The organism is Vogesella sp., from assembly GCF_046297735.1.
Taxonomy (GTDB): domain Bacteria; phylum Pseudomonadota; class Gammaproteobacteria; order Burkholderiales; family Chromobacteriaceae; genus Vogesella; species Vogesella urethralis.
The window spans coordinates 140,304-161,438 of record NZ_JBKBHK010000008.1 but is presented as its reverse complement, the minus strand read 5'-3'; the positions used below and the strand labels follow the sequence as shown (position 1 = coordinate 161,438).

16 protein-coding genes and 2 pseudogenes are annotated in these 21,135 nt (G+C 63.3%); 12 read left to right on the top strand and 6 right to left on the bottom strand.

Annotation, left to right across the window (positions count from 1 at the left end):
- Together ACK4FZ_RS11885 and ACK4FZ_RS11880 are read right to left on the bottom strand one after the other, a co-directional pair.
- Positions 1-121 (bottom strand): annotated as a pseudogene (locus ACK4FZ_RS11885) (DDE-type integrase/transposase/recombinase); the annotation flags it as partial.
- 23 nt (positions 122-144) lie between these two features.
- Positions 145-1,256, bottom strand: a pseudogene (locus tag ACK4FZ_RS11880) (IS3 family transposase).
- Between the two features lie 71 nt (positions 1,257-1,327).
- On the opposite strand from ACK4FZ_RS11880, the gene ACK4FZ_RS11875 reads away from it, so the two are divergent.
- Positions 1,328-1,507, top strand: a complete 180-nt coding sequence (locus tag ACK4FZ_RS11875; RefSeq protein WP_409821161.1) for an SIP domain-containing protein — start codon at positions 1,328-1,330, stop codon at positions 1,505-1,507.
- Positions 1,508-1,638: 131 nt separating this feature from the next.
- Here the strand turns inward: ACK4FZ_RS11875 and ACK4FZ_RS11870 are convergent, their stop codons facing one another.
- A complete protein-coding gene (locus ACK4FZ_RS11870; RefSeq protein ID WP_409821158.1) occupies positions 1,639-2,553 on the bottom strand; it encodes a LysR family transcriptional regulator in 915 nt (304 codons plus the stop codon).
- 111 nt (positions 2,554-2,664) lie between these two features.
- Here ACK4FZ_RS11870 and ACK4FZ_RS11865 point away from each other — a divergent pair, with 111 nt between their 5' ends.
- On the top strand, positions 2,665-3,186 hold the full coding sequence (locus tag ACK4FZ_RS11865; RefSeq protein WP_409821155.1) for an SRPBCC domain-containing protein: 522 nt from the start codon (positions 2,665-2,667) through the stop codon (positions 3,184-3,186).
- Between the two features lie 11 nt (positions 3,187-3,197).
- The gene (locus tag ACK4FZ_RS11860) at positions 3,198-4,064 is read left to right on the top strand and encodes an NAD(P)-dependent oxidoreductase (protein ID WP_409821153.1); all 867 of its coding nucleotides are present in this window, start codon (positions 3,198-3,200) and stop codon (positions 4,062-4,064) included.
- A 93-nt stretch (positions 4,065-4,157) separates the two neighbouring features.
- Here ACK4FZ_RS11860 and ACK4FZ_RS11855 read toward each other — a convergent pair whose 3' ends face one another.
- Complete coding sequence (locus tag ACK4FZ_RS11855) at positions 4,158-5,420, bottom strand: LysR family transcriptional regulator (RefSeq protein ID WP_409821152.1); 1,263 nt, start codon at positions 5,418-5,420, stop codon at positions 4,158-4,160.
- A 176-nt stretch (positions 5,421-5,596) separates the two neighbouring features.
- On the opposite strand from ACK4FZ_RS11855, the gene ACK4FZ_RS11850 reads away from it, so the two are divergent.
- From ACK4FZ_RS11850 to ACK4FZ_RS11810, 9 genes are all read left to right on the top strand, one after another.
- Positions 5,597-6,670 (top strand): 4-oxalomesaconate tautomerase, encoded by a 1,074-nt coding sequence (locus ACK4FZ_RS11850; RefSeq protein WP_409821149.1) that lies wholly within the window; start codon positions 5,597-5,599, stop codon positions 6,668-6,670.
- Between the two features lie 87 nt (positions 6,671-6,757).
- Positions 6,758-8,080 carry an MFS transporter gene (locus ACK4FZ_RS11845; RefSeq protein ID WP_409821147.1) on the top strand — a complete coding sequence of 441 codons (1,323 nt, stop codon included), beginning with the start codon at positions 6,758-6,760 and terminating at the stop codon, positions 8,078-8,080.
- 60 nt (positions 8,081-8,140) lie between these two features.
- Positions 8,141-9,433 (top strand): gallate dioxygenase, encoded by a 1,293-nt coding sequence (locus tag ACK4FZ_RS11840; protein ID WP_409821145.1) that lies wholly within the window; start codon positions 8,141-8,143, stop codon positions 9,431-9,433.
- 16 nt (positions 9,434-9,449) lie between these two features.
- Positions 9,450-10,475, top strand: coding sequence for an amidohydrolase family protein (locus ACK4FZ_RS11835; RefSeq protein WP_409821143.1), 1,026 nt, complete (start codon positions 9,450-9,452; stop codon positions 10,473-10,475).
- Between the two features lie 10 nt (positions 10,476-10,485).
- A complete protein-coding gene (gene ligK, locus ACK4FZ_RS11830) occupies positions 10,486-11,178 on the top strand; it encodes a 4-carboxy-4-hydroxy-2-oxoadipate aldolase/oxaloacetate decarboxylase (protein WP_409821141.1) in 693 nt (230 codons plus the stop codon).
- A 308-nt stretch (positions 11,179-11,486) separates the two neighbouring features.
- The gene (locus ACK4FZ_RS11825) at positions 11,487-12,659 is read left to right on the top strand and encodes an efflux RND transporter periplasmic adaptor subunit (protein ID WP_409821139.1); all 1,173 of its coding nucleotides are present in this window, start codon (positions 11,487-11,489) and stop codon (positions 12,657-12,659) included.
- Between the two features lie 9 nt (positions 12,660-12,668).
- On the top strand, positions 12,669-15,806 hold the full coding sequence (locus tag ACK4FZ_RS11820; RefSeq protein WP_409821137.1) for an efflux RND transporter permease subunit: 3,138 nt from the start codon (positions 12,669-12,671) through the stop codon (positions 15,804-15,806).
- Positions 15,803-17,236 carry an efflux transporter outer membrane subunit gene (locus tag ACK4FZ_RS11815; RefSeq protein ID WP_409821135.1) on the top strand — a complete coding sequence of 478 codons (1,434 nt, stop codon included), beginning with the start codon at positions 15,803-15,805 and terminating at the stop codon, positions 17,234-17,236. Before ACK4FZ_RS11820 ends, ACK4FZ_RS11815 begins: the two co-directional genes overlap by 4 nt.
- A gap of 46 nt (positions 17,237-17,282) precedes the next feature.
- Entirely contained in the window at positions 17,283-18,833 is a 1,551-nt protein-coding gene (locus ACK4FZ_RS11810; RefSeq protein WP_409821133.1) for a subtype B tannase, read from the top strand.
- A 114-nt stretch (positions 18,834-18,947) separates the two neighbouring features.
- On the opposite strand, the gene ACK4FZ_RS11805 is transcribed toward ACK4FZ_RS11810, so the two are convergent.
- Together ACK4FZ_RS11805 and ACK4FZ_RS11800 are read right to left on the bottom strand one after the other, a co-directional pair.
- The gene (locus ACK4FZ_RS11805) at positions 18,948-20,285 is read right to left on the bottom strand and encodes a type II toxin-antitoxin system HipA family toxin (protein ID WP_409821131.1); all 1,338 of its coding nucleotides are present in this window, start codon (positions 20,283-20,285) and stop codon (positions 18,948-18,950) included.
- 1 nt (position 20,286) lies between these two features.
- The gene (locus tag ACK4FZ_RS11800) at positions 20,287-20,538 is read right to left on the bottom strand and encodes a helix-turn-helix domain-containing protein (RefSeq protein WP_409821128.1); all 252 of its coding nucleotides are present in this window, start codon (positions 20,536-20,538) and stop codon (positions 20,287-20,289) included.
- Positions 20,539-21,135: the final 597 nt, after the last annotated feature.

Sequence of the window (21,135 nt, the reverse complement as noted above, 5' to 3'; positions counted from 1 at the left end):
CAATGACCTGTCGCGAGAACAGGTCGAGCACCACCGCCAGGTACAACCATCCCTCATGCGTGCGGATGTACGTGATATCCGTCACCCAGACCTTATTCGGCGCATCCACAGTGAACTGGCGACGTCCCCCCAATCTCAGTAGCACTACGCTTTAGCGTCCAAGGCTAATTTACCGGACTTCTCCGCCAGAAATTTGGCGTAGGCCGCTGGCGTCAAACCGCCCAGCGCTTTCTTCGGCCTTTCGTTGTTGTACTCTCTTCGCCAGGCTTCGATGACAACCTGGGCATGGCGCAGACTGGTGAACCAGTCTTCGTTCAGGCATTCGTCCCGGAAGCGCCCGTTAAACGATTCGATGTAAGCGTTCTGATTCGGCTTGCCCGGCTCAATGAGGAACAGCTGAACACCCCGAGCGTGCGCCTAATCCAACATCGCCCGGCTGCAGAACTCCTTGCCGTTATCCGTCCTGATCGCTTTGGGCAAGCCCCGTGTCTGCGCCAACTGGTCGAGAACGCGCGTCAGGTGCACGCCACTCATCGCCCGTTCCGGCACAATGGCCACCGCTTCGTGCGTGGCGTCATCAACGATAGTCAGGCTCTTGATGACACGCCCCTCTGCTGTCCGGTCGAACACGAAGTCCATCGACCAAACCTGGTTGGCCGCCATTGGCCGCACCAGCGGATGACGGTCTGCCACCGGCACTTTCTTGCGCTTACGCCGACGAATTTGCAGACCCGCCTCGGCATAGAGCCGGTCCACGCGCTTGTGATTGACCTGCATACCTTCCTGCCGCAGTTTCAGGTAAATCATGCCGGCACTGTAGCGCCGGTGGCGCTGCGCCAGGGTGATGATTTTTTCCTTGAGCGAGGCATTACGGTCTGAGCGCGGCTGGTAGCGGAAAGCGCTGGGGCTCATGCCCGCCACCCGCAACGAGCGGCGTTCACTCAGCCCCTTGCCCATCAGGTGGCGCACCAGCTCCCGCCGTGACGGTGCGCTCACCACTTCTTTCGGAGGGCTTCCTTGGTGATCTCGTTCTCGAGCATGGTTTCGGCCAGGCGCTTCTTCAGCCGAGCGTTCTCGGCTTCCAGCTCTTTGAGACGCTTGGCCTCCGAGACATTCATGCCGCCAAACTTGCTGCGCCAGAGGTAGTAGCTGGCTTCCGAGAAGGCATGCTTGCGGCACAGCTCGGCGACGGGCATGCCGGCTTCTGCTTCACGCAGGAAGCCGATGATCTGCTCTTCGGTGAATCGTTTCTTCATGTCCAACTCCTTGTCATGGTGGATTGGACGCTAAAGTCACGTGCTACTCAAGATGGGGTGGACGTCGCATCGTGGCGGGTTTAACGCTGCCCGTTGGCGAGGGATTTGTCTGGGCGGCAGGTGAGGCGAGTAGTATGCGGGCGCTTCGTACTCTGTTGTTTGAGGAGAAGCAGCTGTCAAAGCACCAGATGCGTGTCGCTGCATACTGGAAACAGGGCAGCAGTGATTTTCATGAGCGTCTAGACGACTGAATGCAGGGCTGCGGCCAACTGCAACAGTCGCGTATCATATATACGCCATTTCATTTCGTGCTTGCAGCCCAAGTTTTGTTACATCACCACCGCACGGCATCCCTTTACTTCGCCATGCATGCCCGAGAAATTTATGCCAAGCGCAGCTCGCCGAGAATGAAGTCAACAAATGCACGCACTCGCACCGATAAATGTCTGTTTTGCGGGTAAGTCAGCGAGAATTGCCGCGAGCGGCCACGGTAGGCGGGAAGGACTTCTACCAGCTCGCCCTTGGCGATGGCCTCGCTGGCAATGAAGTGATAGGTCTGAAACAGGCCGCCGCCACCCTTTCCCCAACTAACGCAGGCTGCGGCGTCTTCCAGCAGGCGCAGGCGGCTTTTCACCGTGTAGTCCATTGCCTGTCCATCGGTGCCGTTCAAGATCCATGGCATGGCCCGGCCAGTGGTGGGCAGGATGAACTGCAGGCAATCGTGCTCCGTCAAGTCTTCCAGCGTTTGTGGAACACCACGCCTAGCCAAGTAGTCTGGGGTAGCGAATATGCCTACGGTTGCATTCTCCAGTTTATGCGAGATCAGCCGCGAGTCTTGCGGTGTACCGATGCGAATGGCTAGGTCATAACCTTCTTCGATAATGTCTACTACGCGGTTCGACAAGCTTATTTCAAGTTCCAGCTGGGGATAAGCGCTGGTGAAGCGTTGTAGTACCGGCAGCAACCTGTAATGTGCGTATAGCGTACCTACGCTGATGCGCAGCAGGCCACTTGGCACGCTTTGGCTATTGGTGATGATGCTCTCGGCGCGGGCGATCTGCTGCAGCGCTTGGCGGCACTCCTGCCAATACAGTGCACCTTCCTGCGTTAGCTTGACTTGGCGGGTTGTGCGAGAAAACAAGCGCACTCCCAGCCGGGTTTCTAGTCTTTTGATAGACCTGCTCACCGCTGCTGGTGTCAGACCAAGCGCCTCGGCGGCGGCTGAGAAACTGGATAGCTCGGCGGCCTTGCAGAAGAGCTCGATGCTACCGATTTGGGTGGTATCAATGGCACGCATTTGTTTTATGGTGTAACAAATAATGTGATATTGCGTTAATTTATTACATGGTATGAGCCACGTACAGTGCAGCCTTCAGCATTTGAGCTGTGACTTTTCGAGGAAACCACCATGAGCGATATTCTTTGGCCTGCAGGCTACGTACCGGGTTTTACTGACAACTATTGTTCCAACGAAGTGATCGTTACAGGTCTGACCGTGCAAGACCTGTGGCCCTTGCTCAATACCCCTCAGCTGTGGCCCAGCTACTATGCCAACTCTGCCAACCCCCGTTTTTACAATGACAAAGGCCCGGAACTGGCGCTGGGCGATCGTTTCTATTTTGAAACGTTTGGTTTCCCGGTAGAAGCCGAGGTGGTAGAGCATGTACCGCCAGTAACTGGCCAGCCTGCTCGTATTGCTTGGCATGGCTGGGCCGGCTCCACTGCGGAAGACCGTCTGGATGTACATCATGCCTGGCTCATTGAAGAGCTGTCTGCTGGTCGTGTTCGCATCCTTACTCAAGAAACCCAAGTGGGTAAACCTGCCCAGGCGCTGGCGCAAGCTAAGCCGAACCCGATGATCAACGGCCATCAAGACTGGCTGGATGGGATGGTCGCCGCAGCACGTCAGGCCATTCTGGCGCATCAGTAAAAGGAAATGGCATGACGGATATCGCTTTTCTGGGGCTTGGTGCGATGGGTAGCCGTATGGCTGTTCGTCTTCTCAAGGCTGGACATCAGGTAACGGTGTGGAACCGCTCGCCCGCTGCGGCCCTGCCACTGACGAAGCTAGGCGCTCAGGTGGCGGCTACGCCCGCTGAGGCAGCTCGTCATGCTCGTTTCGTTATCGCCATGGTACGTGATGACGATGCGGCGAGGGATGTTTGGCTACACCCCCAAACTGGTGCCCTGGCAGGGATGGCACCCGGTACGGTGGCTATAGATAGTTCGACGTTGTCACCGCAGTGCTCCATGGAGCTTGCTGCAAAGATGGAACAGTCGGGCATGCAGTTCCTGGAAGCCCCTGTGTCTGGTTCGCGTCCGCAGGCCGAAGCAGGGCAGCTGATCTACTTTGTGGGTGGTGATGCAACTACGGTCGAGCTGGCCAGACCCGTGTTGGCAGAAATGGGGCAGGCCATTCATGCGTTAGGCCCGGTGGGCGTAGCCGCATTTACCAAGTTGGCTACCAACGCGTTGCTGGGGGTGCAGGTCACTGCTATGGCCGAGCTTGTTAACATGCTCAAGCATGCCGGCCTGGCACCGGCATCGGTACTGGATGCGGTAGCTGCTACCGTGGTCTGCAGCCCATTTGCCAAACGGGCTGCAGACAGTATGCTGGCCGAGGACTTTAGCCCGCAGTTTCCCGTAGATCTGGTGGAAAAAGACTTTGCTTATGTGCTTGCCTGCGCGGCATCAGCCGATGCTGCGCCCACCTTGGCTGCTGCGCATAGTGTGTTTTGGGCGGCCATCGAGCAAGGCTACGCCGACCAGCATCTGACCAGTGTCGTAAAACTGTCTGCTAAGCCATAACGTTCGCTACCATGGACTGATTCAAGACATCGACACCCGCCGTCTGCGTGGCAGACAGCGGGTGTTTAGCCTTTTGCAGTCAGGCTCGAGAGTTTAGCCAGCGGTACTGTGCCGTAATGGTCCATAGGGTAGCAAGAAGTTACTGCTTACCACTTCATTCAGGGCCTGTTGCAGGGCGCGTATGGCTGGCGATGGCAGGCTGCCCCGGCGCTGGCTGATGCCTATCTCGCGCTCCGTACCGCCCAGCGCTACGGCCAGCGCGGTGACTTCGCCGGCCTCCAGCTCGTAGTGCAGCTGATAGGGGGAGCACGCGGTGATCAGGTCTGTGGTGCCCAGCAGGTGCCGCATGATCGCCAGGTCTCCGGTCTCTACCGAGGGTTTCAGCGGCGGTAGCCCGGCTTGGGTAAACGCGTGGTCCAGTACCTGGCGGGTAGGGGAGTCGTGGCGCGGCAGTATCCACGCGGCGCTGGCCAGCGTAGCCATGTGCAGCGGCTGCTGGCCATGGGCCAGCGGGTGGCCGCGCCGGCAAAATACCCCGACATGGTCGCTGAACAACACCTCGCTGCTCAGGTCATCCGGCCCGTCGCGGCGTATGGCGCCTACGATCATGTCGATATCGCCGTAGCGCAGGCCGCGCGCCAGCTCGTCGTATGGGCTTTCCCGCGTACGGATGTCCAGCTGCGGGTGGCGCGCCAGCAGCTTGGCAATGGCCAGTGGCAACAGTCGGGTTCTGCACAGTGGCAGTGCGCCAATGGTCAACGTGCCACGCAGCATGCCATCCAGCGCAGACAGATCGGCATGAATATGCCGTACCTCGGCCAGCGCCAGCTTGGCGTGACGCAGCAGGCGCGCACCTTGATCATTCACCAGCAAACCTTGCCCCATGCGCTGAAACAGTGTCACGCCCAGTGACTCTTCCAGCCGGTTCAGCGACATGCCGATGGCCGAGCGCGATAAGCCCAGCTGCTGCGCGGCCACGCTGATCTGGCGGCATTCGGCCAGCACCACGAACAACTGCAATTTGTGCCCCCCCATCAGCAACTGGGTGAGCGGTGCCAGCTTGTGTGCGGTGGCCGGCCCAAGGTTGGCCGCCGCCCGCTCCAGCTCTTGCTGGATACGCAGCGCCCGCGTCAGTACCGTGTCGCCGTAGCGGTTCAGCAGCATGCCGCGTGGCTGGCGTTCAAACAGCGTGCAACCCAGGGTGCCTTCCAGTTGCAGGATGGAGCGCGTTACTGCCGATGGTGCCTTGTACAGCTGCTCGGCGGCCCGTGCAATGCTGCCCTGGTGGGCAACAGCAATGAAGTCGCGCAGATAGCGCAACACCTCGTCCAACGGCAGCTGGCGTGTATTTGGCATCACATTTCCTGTGTTGTGGTGAGCTAGTGGCTTGATTGGAAAGCAGTTTATATCGGAATGCTGTCGCTGTTGTTCATGGTGACACAAAATTGGAAGGCAAAGTCACGATAGGGCAACGCGGGGGGCGCGGGCAGTTTTTATAGTGGGGGTCATTCGTTTTCTGGTTTCCGTGTGCCATGACACCTTCCCGTTCTGCCTCCGATTTGCGTGCCATCCCCTGCGTCTGGATGCGCGGTGGGACGTCCAAAGCGGCCTTCTTTCACGCGGCCGACCTGCCGGCCGACCCGGCCGAGCGCGACCGTGTGTTGCTGCTGGCGATGGGCGGGGAAGACCATCGCCAGATCGATGGCATCGGTGGCGGCACGCCGCTGACGACCAAGCTGGCCATCATCTCGCCCGGCAGTGTTGAGGGTGTGGACGTGGACTACCTGTTCGGCCAGGTGGTGGCCGGCGAAAACCGCATCGACTACGCCCCCACGTGCGGCAACATCCTGGCCGCTGTCGGCCCGTTTGCGCTGGATGCCGGCCTGCTTCCCAGCCTGCCTGGCATAACGCCGGTACGCATCCGCATGGTGAATACCGGTGGCCTGTGTACCGCCAGCGTGCCCAGCAGCAACGCGGGGGCGGTGTACCACGGTACGCAGCGCATCAGCGGGGTGCCGGGCACGGCGGCGCCGTTGGCACTGCACTTTACCGGTATTGCCGGCAGCAGCTGCGGTGCCTTGTACCCCACCGGCGCGGTACGTGACGTCATCGAGGGTGTCGAGGTCAGCTGCGTGGATAACGGCATGCCGGTGGTGGTGCTGCGTGCGGCCGACCTGGGCATCCGTGGCGATGAAAGCCCGGCCGAGCTGGACGCCAACCTGGCGTTCCGCCAGCGCTTGGAAGCCATCAGGTTGGCCGCCGGCCCGCGCATGGGACTGGGCGACGTGCAACGCAAGGTGGTGCCCAAGATGACGCTGGTGTCGGCACCGCGTGACGGCGGCGCCATCCACACCCGTACTTTCATCCCGCACCGCTGCCACGACGCTATCGGCGTGCTGGGTGCGGCCTCGGTCGCCACCGTCTGCGCGCAGCCCGGCTCGGTGTGTGACGGGTTGGCCGCGCCGGCGGCAGACGGTGCCATCTCGGTAGAACACCCCACCGGCGAGTTCACCATCCAGCTTACCCCTGGGGATGATGGCGTCCCGGCGGTGGCCTTGCTGCGCACCGCCCGGGCGCTGTTTCGCGGCGAGGTGCTGATCCCCTGACACATTTTTCAATGCACCCACAATAAGGGTGCGCCTTGCGAACCGGTCAAAACCGGTCACAACACATAAAGAGAGTGGAGAATCAACATGAGCCAGACAGGCGTCCTGGATGTCCGGGAATTCATCAACGAGCGCAAGATGTCCGGCTACCAATGGTGGCTGGTATTGCTGTGTTTCCTCATCGTGGCGGCAGATGGCATGGACGTGGCCATCATGGGCTTTGTGGCACCCAGCATCATTGCCGAGTGGGGCATTTCCAAACCGGCCTTCGGCATGGTGATGGGGGCGGCACCGATCGGCTTGGCGATCGGTGCCTTGCTGGCGGGGTCATCGTCGGACTGGTTCGGCCGCCGCAAAGTGCTGCTGGCCTCGGTAACCGCGTTCGGTCTGGCTACGCTGGCGACCGCGCACGCCAATAGTCTGCACAGCATGGCCATCCTGCGCTTTGTCACCGGCCTGGCGCTGGGGGCTGCCATGCCCAACGCCAGTACCCTGATGTCCGAATATGTGCCGGAACGCATCCGCTCCAGCGTGATTGCCGCCATGTTCACCGGCTTCAATCTGGGCTCGGCGGCGATCGGTTTTGCCGCGGCCTACATCACGCCGCGCTACGGCTGGCAGGCGGTACTGACCTTTGGTGGCGTGATGCCGCTGCTCTTGCTGCCGTTGCTCTATTTTTACCTGCCCGAATCGGCGCGTTACCTGGTAGTGCGCCAGGCGCCGGCCGAGCGTATCCGCAGCGTACTGGCCCGCGTTTGCCGCGAGAACCTGGACCGCTGGCAGCGCTTTGTACTCAATGAAGGCCCGGTCGCCGCCAAGCAACCGCTTGGTGTGCTGTTTTCCAAAGGGTACAGCCTGCGTACCGTCAGCCTGTGGCTCACCTATTTCATGGGCCTGCTGGTGATTTACCTGTCCACCAGCTGGTTGCCCACCATGATGAAAGACGCCGGCCTCAGCATTGACCGTGCTTCCATGCTGACCGCCATGTTCCAGCTGGGGGGCACCGTGGGTGGCCTGCTGGTCGGCCTGGCCATGGACCGCATCGGCGCGGGCCGCGCCATCAGCTTGTCTTATCTGATGGGGGCCGTTGCACTGGTGGTACTGGCCATCAGCGGCCTGACGTCGGAATGGATCGTGCTGGTGATCCTGCTTACCGGCTTCTGCCTCAGCGGCGCCCAGACCGGCCTTAACGCGTATGCCCCGGGCTGCTACCCCACCATGGCGCGTGCTACCGGCGTGAGCTGGATGCTGGGGGTTGGCCGCCTGGGCAGCATTCTGGGTTCGTCCATCGGCGGCTTCCTGCTCAGCACCGGCTGGGGCTTCCAGGCCATTTTCCTGACACTGGCGATTCCGGCCGCCATCGCAGCCCTGGCCATCCTGGGTAGCCGCAGCCGAGACGCCGCACACTGAACCACCTGCCATCCCCTGGCTACGGCGGCCGCCGGCCGCCTCTACGGAGACCCTTGCATCATGGCAACCATCATTGGCGGTATCGCCTGCTCGCATACCCCCACCATCGGCTTCGCAGTCGACCGCAACAAACAGGACGACCCGGTCTGGGCGCCGATCTTTGAAGCCTTTGGCCCGGTAAAAACCTGGCTGGCGGAGAAAAAGCCCGACGTGCTGTTCATGATCTACAACGATCACGTTACCTCGTTCTTCTTCGACCATTACTCGGCGTTTACCCTCGGCGTAGACAGCCAGTACGCGGTGGCGGATGAGGGCGGCGGCCCGCGCAACTTGCCGCCTGTCACCGGCCATGCCGCATTGGCGCAGCACGTGGGCGCCAGCCTGATGGCTGCCGAGTTCGACATGTCGTTCTTCCAGGACAAGGCGCTGGACCACGGCTGCCTGTCGCCGCTGTCCATGCTCAACCGCAGCGACAACGCCTGGGATACCCCTATCGTGCCGCTGGCAGTGGGCGTGCTGCAGTTCCCGGTGCCGTCGGCCGCGCGCTGCTACAAGCTGGGCAAGGCGCTGCGTGACGCTATCGAGAGCTACCCGGCCGACCTGAAAGTGGCGATTGTGGCCACTGGCGGCCTGTCGCACCAGGTGCACGGCGCACGCTGCGGCTTCAACAACACCGAGTGGGACCTGCAGTTCCTCGAGCTGTTCGAGAAAGACCCTCAGGCGCTCACCCGTCTGACGCTGGCCGATTACGCCGAGCTGGGCGGCATGGAAGGCGCCGAGGTGATCATGTGGCTGATCATGCGCGGCGCGCTGTCTGCCCAGGTGAAGAAGATCCACCAGACTTACTACCTGCCGTCGATGACCGGCATCGCCACCGCCATCTACGAAAACGCCGACGTGGCGCTGCCCAAGGCGCGCACGGCCGACCTGCGCCACGCCATGGAACGCGAGCTGGCCGGTGCCGAAAACCTGGCCGGCACCCACCCGTTCACGCTGGCGGTCAGCCACCGTGCCTACCGCCTCAACCGCTACCTGCATGACATGATTTACCCGGCGCACCGCGAGCACTTCCTGGCCGAGCCGGAAGCGTCGTTCGACGCCGCCGGCCTCAGCGAGGAAGAACGCACGCTGCTGCGCCAGCGCGACTGGGACGGTTTGATCCGCTACGGCTGCATCTTCTTCGGCCTGGAAAAACTGGGCGCCGTGGTGGGCGTATCCAACCTGCACATCTACGCCGCCATGCGCGGCCAGACCCTGGAAGCCTTCCAGGCCACCCGCAACGCCCCCAATGCCCTGTACTCGGTGACCGGCAAGCAGGGCGGCGGCGAGGGCTGGGACAAGCAACAAAACTGAGCCACAGGCAAGCACCATGATCATCGACATTCACGGCCACTACACCACGGCCCCCAAAGCGCTGGAAGACTGGCGCAAGCGCCAGATCGACAATCTGGCCACCCCGGTGCTGGGCCCCAAGCCCAGCGAGCTGAAAATCAGCGACGACGAACTGCGCGACAGTATCGAGCAGAACCAGCTGCGCCTGATGAAGCAGCGCGGTGCCGACCTGACCATCTTCAGCCCGCGTGCCAGCTTCATGGCGCATCACATTGGCGACTACAACACCAGTGCCACCTGGGCGGCCATCTGCAACGAGCTGTGCTACCGCGTCAGCCAGCTGTTTCCCGACCACTTTGTCGGCGCGGCCATGCTGCCGCAAAGCCCGGGCGTTGACCCGGCAACCTGCCTGCGCGAGATCGAGCAGTGCGTGAAAGAGTACGGCTTTGTCGGCATCAACCTGAACCCCGACCCGTCCGGCGGCCACTGGACCAGCCCGCCGCTGTCCGACCGCCACTGGTACCCGGTTTACGAAAAGATGGTGGAGCTGGACATTCCGGCCATGATCCACGTGTCCACCAGCTGCAACTGCGCTTTCCACACCACCGGCGCCCACTACCTGAACGCGGATACCACCGCCTTCATGCAGTGCCTCACCTCCGACCTGTTCCGCGACTTCCCGACGCTGAAGTTCGTCATCCCGCACGGTGGCGGCGCGGTGCCGTACCACTGGGGCCGCTTCCGTGGCCTGGCGCAGGAGCTGAAGAAACCGCTGCTGGGCGAGCACCTGCTGAACAACATTTTCTTTGACACCTGCGTTTACCACCAGCCCGGCATCGACCTGCTGACCCGTGTCATCCCGGTAGAAAACGTGCTGTTTGCTTCCGAGATGATCGGCGCCGTGCGCGGTATCGACCCGGAGACCGGCCACTACTACGACGACACCAAGCGTTATATCGATGCGGCCAACCTCAGCGCCGAAGAACGCCACCTGATTTACGAAGGCAACGCCCGCCGCGTCTACCCGCGTCTGGATGCGGCGCTGAAGGCCAAGGGCAAGTAAGGAGCACACCATGAGCACATTGAACCAGCTGGGCGTCGTCAAACGCCGTATCGAACGCGCCGACCCGGCCGCCGTGGCGCACCTGTCGCGCTTTGGCGTGGCCACCATTCACGAAGCGATGGGCCGGGTAGGGCTGCTGCAGCCCCATATCCGCCCGGTGTACAAGGGCGCCCGTTGCTGCGGCACCGCCGTCACCGTGCTGCTGCAACCCGGCGACAACTGGATGATGCACGTCGCCGCCGAACAGCTGCAGCCGGGCGACGTGGTGGTGGCCGCGTGCACCGCCGACAACAGCGACGGCTTCTTCGGCGACCTGCTGGCCACCAGCTTCCAGGCGCGCGGCGCGCAGGGCCTGATCATCGATGGCGGCGTGCGCGACGTGGACGAGCTGGAAAAAATGGGCTTCCCGGTGTTCAGCAAGGCCATCAGCGCCAAGGGCACCATCAAGGCCACGCCGGGTTCGGTGAACATTCCGGTGATCTGCGCCGGCGCGCTGGTCAACCCCGGTGACGTGGTGATTGCCGATACCGACGGCGTGGTGGTGGTGCCGGCCGCCATCGCGCAGCAGGTGGCCGACGCCGCCCAGGCGCGCGAGGACAACGAAACCGCCAAGCGTGCGCAGCTGGCCGCCGGGGTGCTGGGGCTGGACATGTACAAGATGCGCGAACCGTTGGCCGCCGCCGGCCTGCGCTACATCGACTGAGTGTTGTTACCGGCTGGCGGCCGGGTCGGCTTGGCGAGCAGGCATGTGTCCGCTAACCCGACCCGGCCCCTAGCCACCTTTTGTTATTCCCTCCCATTCGACACAGGCGTGAGCTTGTGTCTTTTTTTGCTGATGCGTGGCGCGGTACGCCGTGTATCGGCTACGTAGCAGCCAATGCGAAGAATTCGCAAATGTTAATAATTGAACGCTGCGGTCTGGTTATTTTTTCGATAAATTGTTACCTACGTGACTTTTTCATCTGTAAGTAAACAACGCCAGAAACGCCGCATTCATACCGGAAGCTTGCCATGCCCATTTCCTCCCGACACACGGCCCGCCGTGCCGTACTCGCCCTGACCGTGGCGGCCGCACTCAGCAGTTGCGGCCAACCCGACGCTGCCCAGGGCGGCGCCCCCGCCAATCTGCCCGCTAACGTGGCCTACCTGACCCTGCAAGGCCAGGACACCACGCTGAGCAAAGAGCTGCCGGCCCGCGTTAGTGCGCTGACGGTAGCCGATATCCGCCCGCAGGTGACCGGCCTGATCCAGAAACGCCTGTTTGCCGAAGGCAGCCAGGTGCAGGCCGGCCAGCTGCTGTACCAGATCAACCCCGATAGCTACCAGGCGGCGTACGACACCGCCGCCGCCGCGCTGGCCAAGGCCGAGGCTGCCCAGGTGGCCGCCGAGCAGAAGGCCCGCCGCTACGCCGAGCTGGTGAAGATCAAGGCGGTGAGCGAGCAGGACGAAGAAGACGCCCGCGCCACGCTGCAGCAAGCCCGCGCCACCACCCAGGCCGCGCGCGCCGACCTCAACACCGCGCGCATCAACCTGGCGCATACCCGCATTACCGCACCGGTTAGCGGCCGCATCGGCAAATCGCTGGTGACCGAGGGCGCGCTGGTCACCGCCAACCAGACCACGGCGCTGGCCACCGTGCAGCAGCTGTCCACCGTGTACGTGGACATGACGCAAAGCAGTACCGAACTGCTGCGTCTGCGCCGCGACTTTGCCAGCGGCAAGCTGCAGGACAGCACGGCCAGCGTGCAGCTGGTGCTGGAAGACGGCAGCGTGTACCCGCAGCCGGGCAAGCTGGCGTTTTCCGACGTGACGGTGGATAGCAGCACCGGCATGGTGTTGCTGCGTGCCACCGTGGCCAACCCGCAGGGCGAGCTGTTGCCGGGCATGTTCGTGCGCGCCCGGCTGAGCCAGGGCGTGCGGCGCAACGCGATCCTGGTGCCGCAGGCGGCGGTATCGCGCAACCAGAAGGGCGAGCCCACCGTGTTGCTGGTGGGGCAGGACGGCAAGGCGCAGCTGCGGGTGATCCGTACCAGCCAGACCGTTGGCGCCAACTGGCTGGTGGACGACGGCCTGAAGATCGGCGACCGCGTGATCGTGGAAGGCCTGCAAAAAGCGCAGGACGGCAAACCGGTGAAAGCGGTGCCGTTGGCCGCCGGCAAGCCGGCCGCGTCGGCGGCAGGTTAAGGGGGCAGCATGTCGAAATTCTTTATTGACCGGCCCATTTTTGCCTGGGTGATCGCCATCGTGATCATGCTGGCCGGGGTGTTGTCCATCCTGCGTCTGCCGGTGGCGCAGTACCCCACCATTGCGCCGCCGCAAGTGGCGATCAACGCCACCTACCCGGGGGCGTCTGCCAAGACGGTGGAAGACTCGGTGACGCAGATCATCGAGCAGAAGATGCAGGGTATCGATAACCTCACCTATATGTCGTCCAGCAGCGACGACAACGGCGGGGCCACCATCACGCTGACTTTCAACGCCGGCACCAACCCGGATATCGCCCAGGTGCAGGTGCAGAACAAGCTGCAATCGGCGCTGTCGTCGCTGCCTTCGGCGGTGCAGGAGCAGGGCGTCACGGTCACCAAGTCGGCGCGCAACTTCCTGATGGTGGTGGGCTTCGTGTCGGAAGATGGCAGCATGAACGCCACCGACATCAGCGACTACGTGTCCACCAACCTGCAGGACACGCTCAGCCGTGTCAGCGGCGTGGGCGAGGTCACGCTGTTCGGCTCCAAGTACGCGATGCGCATCTGGCTGGACCCGAACAAGCTCAATAGCTACCAGCTCACCACGTCGGACGTCAGCAGCGCCATTTCGGACCAGAACACCCAGGTGTCGGCCGGCCAGCTGGGCGGCTTGCCTGCGGCGCCGGGCCAGCAACTGAACGCCACCATCGTGGCGCAGACGCGGCTGTCGTCGCCGGAAGCGTTTGGCAAGATCCTGCTGAAGGTGAACGCCGACGGTTCGCGCGTGCTGCTGCGCGACGTGGCCCGTATCGAGCTGGGTGCCGAAAGCTACCGCACGCAGTCCAGCTTCAACGGCAAGCCGTCGGCCGGTATCGCCATCAAGCTGGCCAGCGGCGCCAACGCGCTGGACACCGCCGAGGCGGTGCGCGCCAAGGTGGCCGAGATGTCGGGCTTTTTCCCCAAAGGCCTGAAGGTGGTGTACCCGTACGACACCACGCCCTTCGTGAAGATTTCGATCGAAGAAGTGGTGAAAACGTTGGCCGAGGCGGTGGTGCTGGTGTTTGTGGTGATGTACGTGTTCCTGCAGAACTTCCGCGCCACGCTGATCCCCACCATCGCGGTACCGGTGGTGCTGCTGGGCACCTTTGGCGTGATGGCGGCGCTGGGCTTCAGCATCAACACGCTCACCATGTTCGGCATGGTGCTGGCCATCGGCTTGCTGGTGGACGACGCCATCGTGGTGGTGGAAAACGTGGAGCGGGTGATGAACGAGGAGGGCCTGCCGCCGCGCGAGGCCACCCGCAAATCGATGGGCCAGATCACCGGCGCGCTGATCGGCATTGCGCTGGTACTGGCGGCGGTCTTTGTGCCGATGGCCTTCTTTGGCGGCTCTACCGGCGTGATCTACCGCCAGTTCTCGGTGACCGTGGTGTCGTCGATGGTGCTGTCGGTGCTGGTGGCGATGATCCTCACCCCGGCGCTGTGCGCCACGCTGCTCAAACCGGTGAGCAAGGGCCACGGTCACGGCCACGAGTACACCGGCTTCTTTGGCTGGTTCAACCGCAGCTTCGACCGCAGCAGCGAGCGCTATCAGGGCATGGTTGGCCGCATCCTGCGCCGTAGCGGCCGTGCCATGGTGGTGTACCTGGCCATTATTGCCGCCATGAGCGTGCTGTTCCTGCGCTTGCCTACCGCCTTCCTGCCGGATGAAGACCAGGGCGTGCTGTTTACCTCCATCCAGCTGCCGTCCGGCGCTACCAAGGAACGCACCGACGCGGTGCTGGACAAGGTGCGCGAGCATTACCTGAAAGACCCGGCGGTGAAGTCGCTGTTTACCGTGTCCGGCTTCAGCTTTGCCGGTAGCGGCCAGAACATGGGTATCGGCTTTGTGCAGCTGAAACCGTGGAGCGAGCGCACGCGTGGCGACCTCGGCGTCAAAGCGGTGCTGGGCCGTGCGATGAAGACCTTCGGCCAGTGGCGCGAGGCCAGCGTGTTTGCCTTTGCCCCGCCGGCGGTGATGGAGCTGGGCAACGCTAGCGGTTTCAACCTGCAGCTGGTAGACCGCAGCGGCGTGGGCCACGAGGCGCTGGTGGCGGCGCGCGGCCAACTGCTGGGCATGGCAGCGCAAAGCAAGCTGTTGAGCGGCGTGCGCCCCAACGGCCAGAGCGATGCGCCGCAGTACCAGCTGGACATCGACCATGAAAAAGCCAACGCGCTGGGCATTGCCGACAGCGATATCAACAACACGCTCAGCACCGCGTGGGGCTCGCGCTACGTCAACGACTTTGTCGACCGTGGCCGCATCAAGAAGGTGTACCTGCAAGCCGATGCCCCGTACCGCATGGCACCGGAAGACCTGAACAAATGGTTCGTGCGCAACAGCAGCGGCAGCATGGTGCCGTTCTCCGCTTTTGCCACTTCGCACTGGACCTACGGCTCGCCCAAGCTGGAGCGCTACAACGGCCAGTCGTCGCTGGAAATCCAGGGGTCGCCCGCCGCCGGGGTGAGTACCGGCCAGGCGATGGCCGAGATGGAACGCCTGGCGGCGCGCCTGCCTGCCGGTATCGGATACGAGTGGACCGGCTTGTCGTACGAAGAGCGCTTGTCCGGCTCGCAGGCGCCGATGCTGTACGCCATCTCGCTGCTGATCGTGTTCCTGTCGCTGGCGGCGCTGTACGAAAGCTGGTCGGTACCGTTTGCCGTGATGATGGTGGTGCCGCTGGGCGTGATCGGCGCCTTGCTGGCCGCCGGCATGCGCGGGCTGTCCAACGACGTGTACTTCCAGGTGGGCCTGCTGGCCACCATCGGTTTGTCGGCCAAGAACGCCATCCTGATCGTGGAATTTGCCAAAGAGCTGCAAGAGCAGGGCATGGAGCTGGTAGCCGCCACGCTGGAGGCGGTGCGCATGCGCTTGCGTCCCATCCTGATGACCTCGCTGGCCTTCATCCTCGGCATCCTGCCGCTGGTGACCAGCAGCGGTGCCGGCTCCGGCAGCCAGAACGCGCTGGGTACCGGCGTGATGGGCGGCATGATCTCGGCCACCGTACTGGCCATCTTCTTGGTGCCGGTGTTCTTTGTGGTGATGCGTCGCCGCTTCCCGCCGGCCCCGGCATCCGTCAACCCCCACGCGGAGGAGCAGGCATGATGCGCCGCATGACCCCCGTTGCCGCCAGCGTGCTGCTGGCCTTGCTGGCCGGCTGCTCGCTGATGCCGGCCTACCAGACCCCGGCCAGCCCGGTAGCGGCCCAGTGGCCCGCCGGCCCGGCCTACCAGCAGCTGCCGGCTGCCACCCGCAGCGAAGGCGAGCTGCCAGGTTGGCCGCAGTTCTTTACCGACGCCCGCCTGCAACAGCTGATCCGCGTGGCGCTGGCCGAAAACCGCGACCTGCGCGTGGCCACGCTGAATGTGGAAGCGGCACGTGCGCAGTACCAGATCCAGTCGTCGGCACAGTGGCCCACGCTGGCGCTGGCCGGCAGCGGCACCGCCAAACGCACGTCAGCCAACGCCGGTAACGGCAAGGCGGTGATCAGCCACAGCGATAGCCTCAGCGTCGGCATCAGCAGTTACGAGCTGGACCTGTTCGGCCGCGTCGCCAGCCTGAAGGAGCAGGCGCTGCAAAGCTACCTTGCCGAGGAAGCCACCCAGCACAGCGCACGGCTGACGCTGGTGGCCGAGGTGGCCAGTGCCTACCTGACGCTGCAGGCCGACCAGCAACGGCTGGCGCTGGCCGAGAAAACGCTGGCTACGCAGCAGGCCAGCTACCAGCTGACCGAACGCATGCTGGCCGCCGGTGCCGCCACGCGGCAGGACCTGTACGCCGCCAGCAGCGCGGTGCAGAGCGCCAACATCGACGTGGCGTCGTATACCGCGCAGGTGGCGCAGGACCGTAACGCGCTGGCTCTGCTGCTGGGCGGCCAACTGCCGGAAGAAGCCTTGCAGCCGCAGGCCTTGGCCGACATGACGCCGCTGGCCGAGGTACCGGCCGGCCTGCCGTCGGCGCTGCTGCAGCGCCGACCCGACATCGTGGCCAGCGAACACGCGCTGCAGGCGGCTAACGCCAATATCGGCGCCGCTCGTGCCAAGTTCTTCCCCAGCATTTCGCTCACCGCCAACGCCGGGCTGGCCAGCAGCAACCTGTCCGGCTTGTTCAAGGCCGGGGCTGGCGCCTGGCAGTTCAGCCCGTCGGTGAGCCTGCCCCTGCTGGACGGTGGCAGCCTGCAGGCCGGCGTGGATAGCGCACGCGTGGCGTACCAGTCGGCTGTGGCCAGCTACGATAAAACGGTACAGACCGCCTTCCGCGAGGTGGCCGACGCGCTGGCGGTGCGCGGCACTATGCGCAGCCAGCTGGCGGCGCAGCAGGCGCTGGTAGACAGCAGCCGGCAGACCTTTGCCCAGGTCGAGGCGCGCTTCAAAGCCGGTGCCGACAGCTACCTGACCGTGCTCACCGCGCAGCGCAGCCTGTACGCCGCCGAGCAGGCATTGATTAGCCTGCAACTGAGCGACGCCAATAACCGCATCACGCTGTACAAGGTGCTGGGCGGCGGCTGGCAGCCGGACGCGGCTACTGGCAGCTAGACACCGGGCCGCCTTGGCGGCCCGGTTTTGACGAAACGAGGACACCATGATCGACCCCACCCGACGCCGTGTGCTGGCCCTGCTGGGCAGCAGTGGTGTGTTGGCCGCGTGCAGCAGCCTGCCCGCCGCACCCCGCCAGCCGGTAGTGCCGCCGGCCCCCGGCTTGCGTTTTGACCCGGCGGCGTTTACGCCGCGCAGCGTCACGGTAGACGGCACCACGCTGGCCATCCGTGCTTACGAAGGCCTGGCCTACGTGGCGCGGCCGGTAGAGCCGGCCTACCAGTGCCTGAACCTGTACATCCCCGCCGCGTATTTCGACGGCGGCGAGGTGGGCGGCTTTACCGCCGCCACGGCGCCGATCTTCTTGCCCAACCAGGTGGGTGGCTATATGCCGGCCTTGCCGGGTAAGCTGGACGGTCGCGCCTTCGGCCCGCCACCGGGCGGCGGCCAAGCACCGGCGGCCGCCCTGCCCAACGCCATCCAGTACGCCTTGTCGCGCGGTTTCGTGGTGGCCGCGCCGGGTGCCCGTGGCCGCACGCTGCAGGCTGCCAGTGGCGAATACACCGGCAAGGCACCGGCCGCCATCGTCGACCTGAAAGCGGCGGTGCGCTACCTGCGTGCCAATCGCGAACGCTTGCCGGGCAATACCGAGCGCATCATCAGTAACGGCACCAGCGCCGGCGGCGCGCTGTCGGCCTTGCTGGGCGCCAGTGGTGGGCAGGCCGATTACGCGCCGTATCTGGCGGCGCTGGGTGCCGCCGACGCCCGCGACGATATCTTTGCAGTATCGGCCTACTGCCCGATTACCAACCTGGCGCACGCCGATGCCGCCTACGAGTGGCAGTTTGCCGGCGTGGACAGCTACCGCAAGATCGACATCAGCATGCTGGACTACCAGGTGCAGCGCAAAACGGTCAGCGGCACGCTGGACGAGCGCCAGCGCGAGGTGTCGGCGGCGCTGGCGGCCAGCTTCCCCGCCTACGTCAACAGCCTGAATCTCCGTGCCCCCGACGGCAACGCGTTGCAGTTGGCCGCCGACGGGCAGGGCAGCTTCCGCGACTACGTGGCCAGCCTGCTGTTGCAGTCGGCGCGCACGGCGCTGGCGCAAGGGCGCGACCTGTCGGCGCTGGACTGGCTGCAATGGCAGGGCAGCCAGCCGGTAGCCGTACGTTGGCCACAGTATCTGGCGTATCTGGGGCGCATGAAAACGCCGCCGGCGTTCGACGCGCTGGATGGCTCGTCCGGCGAGAACCAGCTGTTCGGCAGCGCTAGCGAAGACAAGCGCCATTTCACCGCGTTCGGCCAACAGCACGGCACGGTGGCGAGCCTCGGCCAGGCCGAGGCGGCGGTGGTACGCATGATGGAGCCGCTGTCGTATATCGGGCAGGGCGGCGGTCAGCCGGCCGCGCACTGGCGTATCCGCCACGGCAGCAAGGATAGCGATACCTCGCTGGCGGTGCCGGTGATCCTGGCCACGGCGCTGCGCAACCACGGCTACCAGGTAGATCTGGCGCTGCCGTGGGACGTGCCGCACAGCGGCGACTACGACCTGCCGGCGCTATTTGACTGGGCGGCAGTCATCAGCCGCCAGCACTGAACGTGTTGGGGTAAAGCGCAAAAGGCCTGTGCCGTATGACACAGGCCTTTTGTTGGTGACTCACCCCTAGCTTTGCCAGACGTCTCATGAGCTTTTCTAGCGTCGCTATGGGGATCAGCTCAGTCCGGCGACTAGCCTGTCTCGTTGCCGTCGTATGCCGGTAAAAATGGCCTGAGCCACTTCTACAGGGAAATCTGCTGGCAGTGTTTGCTCAACGTCTTGCAGTACCTTGCTCGTGCAATCTACTAGCTCGTTTAGCAGTGTCTTGGCCCATGCTTCGGTCAGGCCGCTGCTGCGTGCTTGTGCCAGCCAGTGGCGTGGCTGGATGCGGTCGATCAGGTAGTGATTGCTTTGCCCGCGTACCGCCATGGCCAGCTTGGCCTTTTGTGGCGCCAACTGGCCTGCACCCTGGCCGATGACGGGGTGGGCTGACAAGATGTCGTATAGCGGTGTGGCCCGATAACGGCCACCCGGCAGATGAAACAGGCTGAAGTTTTTGGCGTGGCCGTCGGTGGCGGCCAGCAGCCAGAACACCACTTGGGCCTTGAAGAACTGCTGGCGGTCAGCTTCGCTGTTTTCGGAGCCGGCTAGAATATCGAGGATGCGCGCCATGCCCGGGCCGCCATCGCTCTGGTACTTGAGGTGGGGCGGGGTGCCGGTAGCCTGGCAGAAGTCTTCTTGCGGCAGGCGCATCAGCCAACTGCCGTCTGCGGCTAGCCGGCGGTCAAAGCGTTCCACCACCAGCACTTTCTGCGCGTCAAAGCGGGCAATGTTGCAGCGCGCTACCGGCAGGCCGAATGCGGCGACCAGCTGCGCGCAGAGCCATTCGTTTTCTACCGAGCTGCGCATATCGGCTTGCATGCCACCTACCAGCCCCATGGGCAGTTTCAGGATATGGGTAGTGGGTGTACTGCCCAGCGGGCGCTGCCAGCGCCCAGCGTGGTACAGCAAGGCGGTTTTCTCCTGCGCGCCGGCAATGGATAAGCGCAGATCGGTCTCATATTTCTGTTGCCCTGGTGCCCCAGCATGCACTGTTTGTTGCAACAAGCTGGCGATGTCCGCCTCTGTCAGCGCTTCCCCGTGAATACTGTGCAAGTCTTGCGGCGTTTCGTCGGGTGATAGCAGTTGCAGCGCGCCGACGCAGTCGCGCCCTAGTGCGGCCAGCAGGGTAAACGCAGCGCTGTCACTCAGCCGGTAGCGTTGCGCCAGGCGGCGGCGGATGCTGTCGCTATCGGGTAGCAGGTTATCGAAATAGGCATTGACCACGGCACCGCGATACGCGGCATTGCCGGGTAAAAACGGCAGTGACAGCGACAGTGGCCGTGCTTGCGGGTGATGCAGCCAGCTATCGTGGTAAGTGAAGGTTTCGCCGCTACGGGTGAGCGCCCATTCGCCAACCAATAAGCCATTCATCCATACATTCAGCTGTTGCCGGTGACGCTTGCGGCCCATCTCACCACGCCTCGTCGCTGACGGTGGCCTGTTTGTCATCCCGGGTGTGGATTACCAGCTCGGCATCCAGCGCCCGCAGCAGTTTGCTTAGCCGCTCCACGCTGGCTGCGGCCGGGCGGGCTTCCAGCCGGGCATAGCTTTGCTGGCTGATGCCCAGTCGTTCGGCCAGCTGTGTCTGGGTGAGCCCGGCGCGCTGGCGCAGGCTGCGCAGCATGGCGGGCAATTGGTCCGGGGTGATGATGGGATAGTGCATGGTATCCGGCTCCATATAGGGTACGCATTACATGCTATGTGTTGTAAATACAAAATACAACCTTTAGGTTGTTAAGTAATTTTACAACGTAAAGGGTGTGGAACATCTGGTCGCGGCCGACAGCTAATCACGGTGGAGAAGGAAGGTTATGTAGCGTGAAGCTTGCGGTGGCCGGCAGTCGTAACGGAGGGGTTGGCTGTGCGAGTTGGCGATGTTGAGCACGTTAGCCGCTGGTATGTCGTAAGTAAGCTGTTGATGAGCGCGGAGAGTGACATCTCGCAGCAAAACCGGCAGCCCGACGGTCAAAAAACCTGCAAATCCCAGAAAAAAAGTGTGACACTTTTCCGGTGCTTGTTTCGCGTCGCTTTTCTCGGGCAGGTTCGCGATGGCTTTAGGTAAGTGTCTGTCTTGAAAAGTGATTCTAGTGGCGGGTGATTCTGTGGTGATGCGGATGATGGTGAAAATTTGCCCTCATAACCCGAAGGTCGTAGGTTCGAATCCTGCTCCCGCAACCAAATACAAACCCCTGATCCAATTGAGAAATTGGATCAGGGGTTTTGCATTTTCTCCCCACTGTTCTGGGCACAGGCAGGCGTC

Bases quoted from the DNA above. Each gene is read 5' to 3' on its own strand.
- ACK4FZ_RS11870 (WP_409821158.1), bottom strand. From the start codon at position 2,553: ATGCGTGCCATTGATACCACCCAAATCGGTAGCATCGAGCTCTTCTGC.
- ACK4FZ_RS11815 (WP_409821135.1), top strand. From the start codon at position 15,803: ATGATGCGCCGCATGACCCCCGTTGCCGCCAGCGTGCTGCTGGCCTTG.
- ACK4FZ_RS11845 (WP_409821147.1), top strand. From the start codon at position 6,758: ATGAGCCAGACAGGCGTCCTGGATGTCCGGGAATTCATCAACGAGCGC.
- ACK4FZ_RS11805 (WP_409821131.1), bottom strand. From the start codon at position 20,285: ATGGGCCGCAAGCGTCACCGGCAACAGCTGAATGTATGGATGAATGGC.
- ligK (WP_409821141.1), top strand. From the start codon at position 10,486: ATGAGCACATTGAACCAGCTGGGCGTCGTCAAACGCCGTATCGAACGC.
- ACK4FZ_RS11850 (WP_409821149.1), top strand. From the start codon at position 5,597: ATGACACCTTCCCGTTCTGCCTCCGATTTGCGTGCCATCCCCTGCGTC.
- ACK4FZ_RS11825 (WP_409821139.1), top strand. From the start codon at position 11,487: ATGCCCATTTCCTCCCGACACACGGCCCGCCGTGCCGTACTCGCCCTG.
- ACK4FZ_RS11855 (WP_409821152.1), bottom strand. From the start codon at position 5,420: ATGCCAAATACACGCCAGCTGCCGTTGGACGAGGTGTTGCGCTATCTG.
- ACK4FZ_RS11840 (WP_409821145.1), top strand. From the start codon at position 8,141: ATGGCAACCATCATTGGCGGTATCGCCTGCTCGCATACCCCCACCATC.
- ACK4FZ_RS11865 (WP_409821155.1), top strand. From the start codon at position 2,665: ATGAGCGATATTCTTTGGCCTGCAGGCTACGTACCGGGTTTTACTGAC.
- ACK4FZ_RS11800 (WP_409821128.1), bottom strand. From the start codon at position 20,538: ATGCACTATCCCATCATCACCCCGGACCAATTGCCCGCCATGCTGCGC.
- ACK4FZ_RS11835 (WP_409821143.1), top strand. From the start codon at position 9,450: ATGATCATCGACATTCACGGCCACTACACCACGGCCCCCAAAGCGCTG.
- ACK4FZ_RS11820 (WP_409821137.1), top strand. From the start codon at position 12,669: ATGTCGAAATTCTTTATTGACCGGCCCATTTTTGCCTGGGTGATCGCC.
- ACK4FZ_RS11810 (WP_409821133.1), top strand. From the start codon at position 17,283: ATGATCGACCCCACCCGACGCCGTGTGCTGGCCCTGCTGGGCAGCAGT.
- ACK4FZ_RS11860 (WP_409821153.1), top strand. From the start codon at position 3,198: ATGACGGATATCGCTTTTCTGGGGCTTGGTGCGATGGGTAGCCGTATG.